Raw genomic sequence first — 5,105 nt, 5'->3', positions numbered from 1 at the left:
TAGAGGAAGGAGTCTTCTCGGCTTTTTAGATAAAAATACTGGTCGGCCTCAAGCTCCGCTATCCGCTTGGCTTCAAGCTGCGCGCCATCCGAGCTTTGCAGCGGGTCCGTCTCGATAATTTCCGCGCGATAAGCCCGCAAAATCCGCTTGCGTTCGACATTCGCGTTACCCGGAAGGCACAGGGTCACTTTGTACCCGAGGGCCGCGCCGATCATTGCGTAGGCAATGCCGGTATTGCCGCTCGTCCTGTCGATGATGGATTTCTCCTTAGTCAACTCAACTGCCCCGACTGGATTCCCTGCAAAATCATGGCCTTTGCGGCGCAGTCCTTGACCGAACCGCTCGGATTAAGCTGCTCGGCCTTCACATACACGCTCACGTCGGTTCTCCCCAGATCCTTCGTCACATTTACAAGACGTATAAGCGGTGTATTGCCGATAGATTCAATAATTCCATATTGGTTATTTGCCAATGTGAAGTCCCCTAACCTGCTGCCTGTTTCGCCAGTTTCTCCGCATTCATACCTTGTCCAACTATTCCGAGCAATATTGTATGAATAAATCGATTTCATTATAGCAGTTCGACTTTTTTCTGTCTAGCCGCTTCTTTGACAAAAGGACATTTTCTCCTTGGAATAGACAAGCTCCTCACCTCACCTGTTGAATCGTACCGTTACTGCCCCTATCCTCCGCCGCTTCGTGCCTAGGGCCAAGATAAAGCTTCGCCTACAAAAAAGGCATGGGATTCCGCTGTTCGGACCCGCGCCTTTCTTTTTAAAGCGACATATATTAATGAACCGGATAAGCAGCAATTAAGGCTTTGCCCGAGCGATATTCCAAAAAGTAGCTTATCCCCGCAGCCGCGCTGTAACCGGCAAACTTGGACTCGCTGTTGCCCGGCCAGGCTTGATTCGTTACAATCGCTGCTCCATTTGCCGAATACAAGGACCAGGTATGCTCCGCCGAATCTCCTACGAATAACTGATTATTAATGAGCTCCGTCCTCCAGCCCGAGTGATCGCCCTTGTCCGCAAAAACGCCTTCCAGCACCTTGCTCTTGATTCCCTTATCCACATTAATGATTTGGTAGTACGGCTGGATTTCAGTAGATTTGGGGCGCAGGACATTTGGCGGAAAAGGCTCGTACACGTCATACACATTGGAGGTGAACAATAACGTATTTCTTCCGCTGCTTTCAAACTTGAAATCCGTATTAAAGTCTTTGAAAAGAGCCTCTTTCTTCGTATACAGATTCACCGTTTTCGCAAAATAAACCTCGTTCATAATGCCCGATGCCATATATTTAATCGCCAAATAAGGATATCCCTCGAAATCCCAGTCCAGCACACTGACGAACTCCCATAAGTTGTCAACGACCTTGGCGTCATAGCTGACACTCGGCTTTTTCCAAGGATATTGATACAGATTAAAAGCGTTTAATCTTTGCAGCATAATTCTTTCATTTGCTTTTCCGGCAGGGGCGACCCATTTTATTTTATCCCCTATCATCAAACTTAGCGGAATTTCTGTTTTGGACAGAACGGCACCTTGATAAGAAAACACGGTTTTCGAGATCGTATTACGGCTAGTCTTCTTCAGCAGCACAATCTTCGCAGGCTGTTTAACCACTTCCACGTCGAGCACGGGAGAAGCGTCGTCTGAAAGAACCGTAAATTTATTTGCTCTTAAATCGGCTAATCCCACTTTCCCCGCTGTCCGGTCAACCAGAACGGCAGAATGATCACCGGCTGAAAGGATTTCCGTGGAGTTAAGGCTTGGGGGAAAACTCTGATCCGCGTATGCGGAGTTAGAAAATAGAACCGCCGCTAAAATGATAGAGCACCAATAAGCTAATCTTTTCATCATAACCTCCCTGTCATCATCCCTATGCAATTCTATCATTGTATTCCAATTTATGTATAACATCTAGGGCTAAAATGCACTATATTAGGTTCTTATATGAAAATATAACGGCTGAGAGCATGACTGGACTAAAAAACCGGCGGCAGTTCAGGACTCCGCGTTCACGTCCATTACTGCCGCCGGCTTTTAGGTTAAATGAATTAATTCACCATAAGTCCCATTTCCTCTGCCGCTTCCTTCAGCACATCCGCGTATTCGACCAGCGTCTCACGGGACAGCCTGCTGACCGGCCCGGACAGTGACAGGGCGGCGGCCACCTCGCCGCTTCGCCCGATGACGGGCACGGCGACGGCGGCCGCGCCCGGCTCGCGTTCCTCAAAGCTGGTCGCATAGCCCAACCTTATCACTTCTTTCAATTGATCCGCATACCCTTGGCGGTCAATCGCCTGCGGCCAGTCCTCCCCTTCCAGCAGCTCCTTTTGGACCTCAGGAGGAGCGTAGGCCGCCAGCACCTTGCTGGAAGCTCCGACCGACAGCGGCAGCCTGGCACCGATCTGCGCCACGCGCCGGATGGCCTGATTGCTCTGCACCGCCTGGATGCGCACCCGCTCCAGTCCGTCCCGGAGGTACAGGCTGACCGTCTCCCCGAGCCGGTCGCGCAGCCGTTCCATCGCCGGGAGCAGCAGCGTGCCCGGGTTCTCCGAGACCGGCAGATGGGTTGACAGCTCCCAGACCCGGATGCCGAGCCTGTATTTTTCCGTAGCCGGGTTGCGGGTGATGAATCTTCTATCCTCAAGCGTGGTCAGCAGCCGATGCACCGTGCTCTTGTGCAGGCCGATGGCAGCAGCAATCTCGGTCAGGCTTAGATCGCTGTCTCTTGTAAAACACAACAGAATATCGAGCGCACGCTCCACGGCGCGCACCGTCAGTTTGCGGTCGTCATCCACGGGTCTCTTCCTTTCATGTTTCACCAAATGAAACACGGTTACAATATTTTTAGTCATTTATATCTTAGCAAAAGTCTGTGAAAAGTCCAGCAGATTCACCCCATCAGGCAGAGCTGGGCGGTACTTTACAGTTACATTACAAAAGGAGCCGATTCGTTGACTTTGCAGTAACATGACCATACGATAGATTACAAGTGCAAACGAATCCACTTATCCAAAAATGCTCACAAAACTTAGCGTATGCTTTCGATGCCAGTTTTGCTCGAAGAATAATCGAAGCTGCTATGCTCACAAAACTTTTAGGAGGGGACCTTATGGATCTTACACATCCGCGCACCGGCACGACGGTCTCCCCGAGGCCGCAAGACCGTCAGTCCGATAGGGCGCCGCAGCTGTCCCTGCGGTTGATTCGCATAAAGCATATTATTGTGGCGCTGCTGCTGTCCGTTTTCTTTTTTCTCATGTTCTGCTTTATCTCGCTGCACGCTTATATTACCTGGGTGCTGTCCAATCCGACGGTCGCCCCGCTGTTCTCCAATCCGGCATTGTCCAAAGGTCTGAAGTACGAGGATGTGACCTTTCCGGCGAGCGACGGCAGCCGCAATATCCAGGGCTGGTATATTCCCTCCAAGAACTCGACCAAGACGATCGTGTTCAGTCACGGCTATGGCGCCAACCGCGAGGAATCCTGGGTTCCGATGTACGATCTCGCCCATTTTGCGCACCGTTTGAATTTTAATGTCATCATGTTCGATTACGGCTTCGCTTCCCCCAGCAACAAAGACGTGGCGACAGGCGGCAAAAAAGAGTCCCGCGAGCTGCTCGGAGCCATCCAGCTTGCCAAGCAGCGCGGAGCGAAGGAGATCGTCGTATGGGGCTTCTCCATGGGCGCGGGCACCGCTCTCCAGACAGGGCTGGTTACCAAGGATGTGGATGCGATGATTCTCGACAGCACCTTCCTGCTGGAGCCGGACACGCTGTACCACAACATCAGGCAGAATATTGATCTTCCGCGCCACCCTTCGCTTGAAATCATGGAGCTGCTCTTCCCCGTGCTGAACGGCACAGGTCTGAATCAGATTCCTTATACCCAAGTGAAGGCCGAAGATTATCCATTTCCGATTCTGTTTATGCATGGAACGCAGGATGACAAAGCGCCTTATCCGATCGCCGAGAAGCTGGCCGCCAATCAGACCAATCCGTATTCCGACTCCTGGATTGTGGAAGGCGCCCATCATGAGCTGCTGTTCCGCGAGCACCCCCGTGAATACCTGCGCCGGGTCTCCGCCTTTCTAAGCAATGTTCCGCTGGCGAAAGCTGCGGAGGAGAAACGGCAGACCAACTAACATCACATAGTACAACCCTCTCCGCTCATACCCTATAGAGAAAGACATATTACGGGAGGGTTGTACGCCATGCTGTATCCATATGCGCCACCATCATCAGTAAGAATATTGGAGGAAATCAGTTTTTGGAAAAATCAGGAGAAGGAGAACACGGCGCTGATCAAACTCGCCTTTCCTGAACTGGAAGCGCCTTATGTGAAGCTGATGGATGATTGGGCAGCCGTCTTCGCTGCGACCGGGAACGCCGCCCGGAGCCTGCTTGAGACACCGTCATCCACAGCTGCGCCAAGCGGCGCCGATCCCGCCGAGGTTGAACGTCTGGCGGTAGCCGCTGGCGATCAATCCCGGGAGTTTATCCGCCAGCTTACTGCCATTCATGAACAGACCCCTGCTCTCAGAGGAGCCGAAGAAGAAGCCTTCCTGCCCCATGTTATCCGCGAGACGGAATATTTTCTCGGTGTTCTGAACAGGCCGGGACATTCCGGCGCTCCCTTCGGGACTGTCAGGGATGCTTCCGCAAGACTTTCTGAAGAAGTGTCCCCCGGGCTCTCCCCCTCCGGCACGGGCAATCAAGACCCAGCGCCTCCCCCCGGCCGCCGGGATCTGACTCCGGTACCGATCGGAGGGCATAAGCTTCCGCCGCTTCCGTATCCCTACAATGCCCTGGAGCCGTATATTGACGAGAAGACGATGCGGATTCATCACGACATCCATCATAAGAGCTATGTTGACGGCTTGAACAAAGCGGAGAAGAAGCTGGATGACGCCCGAAAGAGCGGAGATTTCGATCTGGTCAAGCATTGGGAACGGGAGCTTGCTTTTAACGGGGCCGGCCATTATCTGCACACGATATTCTGGGAAGAAATGTCCCCTCATGGCGGTGGACGCCCTACGGGAGCTCTCCTAACGGCCATAGAGCGGGACTTCGGAAGCTACAACGCCTTCAAGAA

General features: G+C 52.5%; 6 protein-coding genes. 2 read left to right on the top strand and 4 right to left on the bottom strand.

Translation table 11 applies throughout. From position 1 onward, the window contains the following. From L691_RS33930 to L691_RS0110130, 4 genes are all read right to left on the bottom strand, one after another. A partial coding sequence (locus tag L691_RS33930) for a pyridoxal-phosphate dependent enzyme (protein ID WP_025690359.1) occupies positions 1-275 on the bottom strand: 275 nt, incomplete at its 3' end. Continuing rightward, positions 272-472 carry a pyridoxal-phosphate dependent enzyme gene (locus tag L691_RS33925; protein ID WP_025690358.1) on the bottom strand — a complete coding sequence of 67 codons (201 nt, stop codon included), beginning with the start codon at positions 470-472 and terminating at the stop codon, positions 272-274. The genes L691_RS33925 and L691_RS33930, both read right to left, overlap by 4 nt. 316 nt (positions 473-788) lie before the next feature. Then, positions 789-1,865: a hypothetical protein gene (locus L691_RS0110135; protein WP_156934206.1), complete on the bottom strand. Its 1,077-nt coding sequence runs from the start codon at positions 1,863-1,865 to the stop codon at positions 789-791. Positions 1,866-2,062: 197 nt separating this feature from the next. Then, complete coding sequence (locus L691_RS0110130; protein WP_025690355.1) at positions 2,063-2,809, bottom strand: IclR family transcriptional regulator; 747 nt, start codon at positions 2,807-2,809, stop codon at positions 2,063-2,065. A 314-nt stretch (positions 2,810-3,123) separates the two neighbouring features. Here L691_RS0110130 and L691_RS0110125 point away from each other — a divergent pair, with 314 nt between their 5' ends. Next, complete coding sequence (locus L691_RS0110125) at positions 3,124-4,155, top strand: alpha/beta hydrolase (protein ID WP_025690354.1); 1,032 nt, start codon at positions 3,124-3,126, stop codon at positions 4,153-4,155. Positions 4,156-4,224: 69 nt separating this feature from the next. Then, a partial coding sequence (locus L691_RS0110120; protein WP_025690353.1) for a DUF2935 domain-containing protein occupies positions 4,225-5,105 on the top strand: 881 nt, incomplete at its 3' end.

The sequence above is a fragment of the Paenibacillus zanthoxyli JH29 genome (genome assembly GCF_000520715.1).
Taxonomy (GTDB): domain Bacteria; phylum Bacillota; class Bacilli; order Paenibacillales; family Paenibacillaceae; genus Paenibacillus_AQ; species Paenibacillus_AQ zanthoxyli.
The sequence above is the reverse complement of the archived record's forward strand: the minus strand, read 5'-3'. Positions and strand labels throughout refer to the sequence as shown.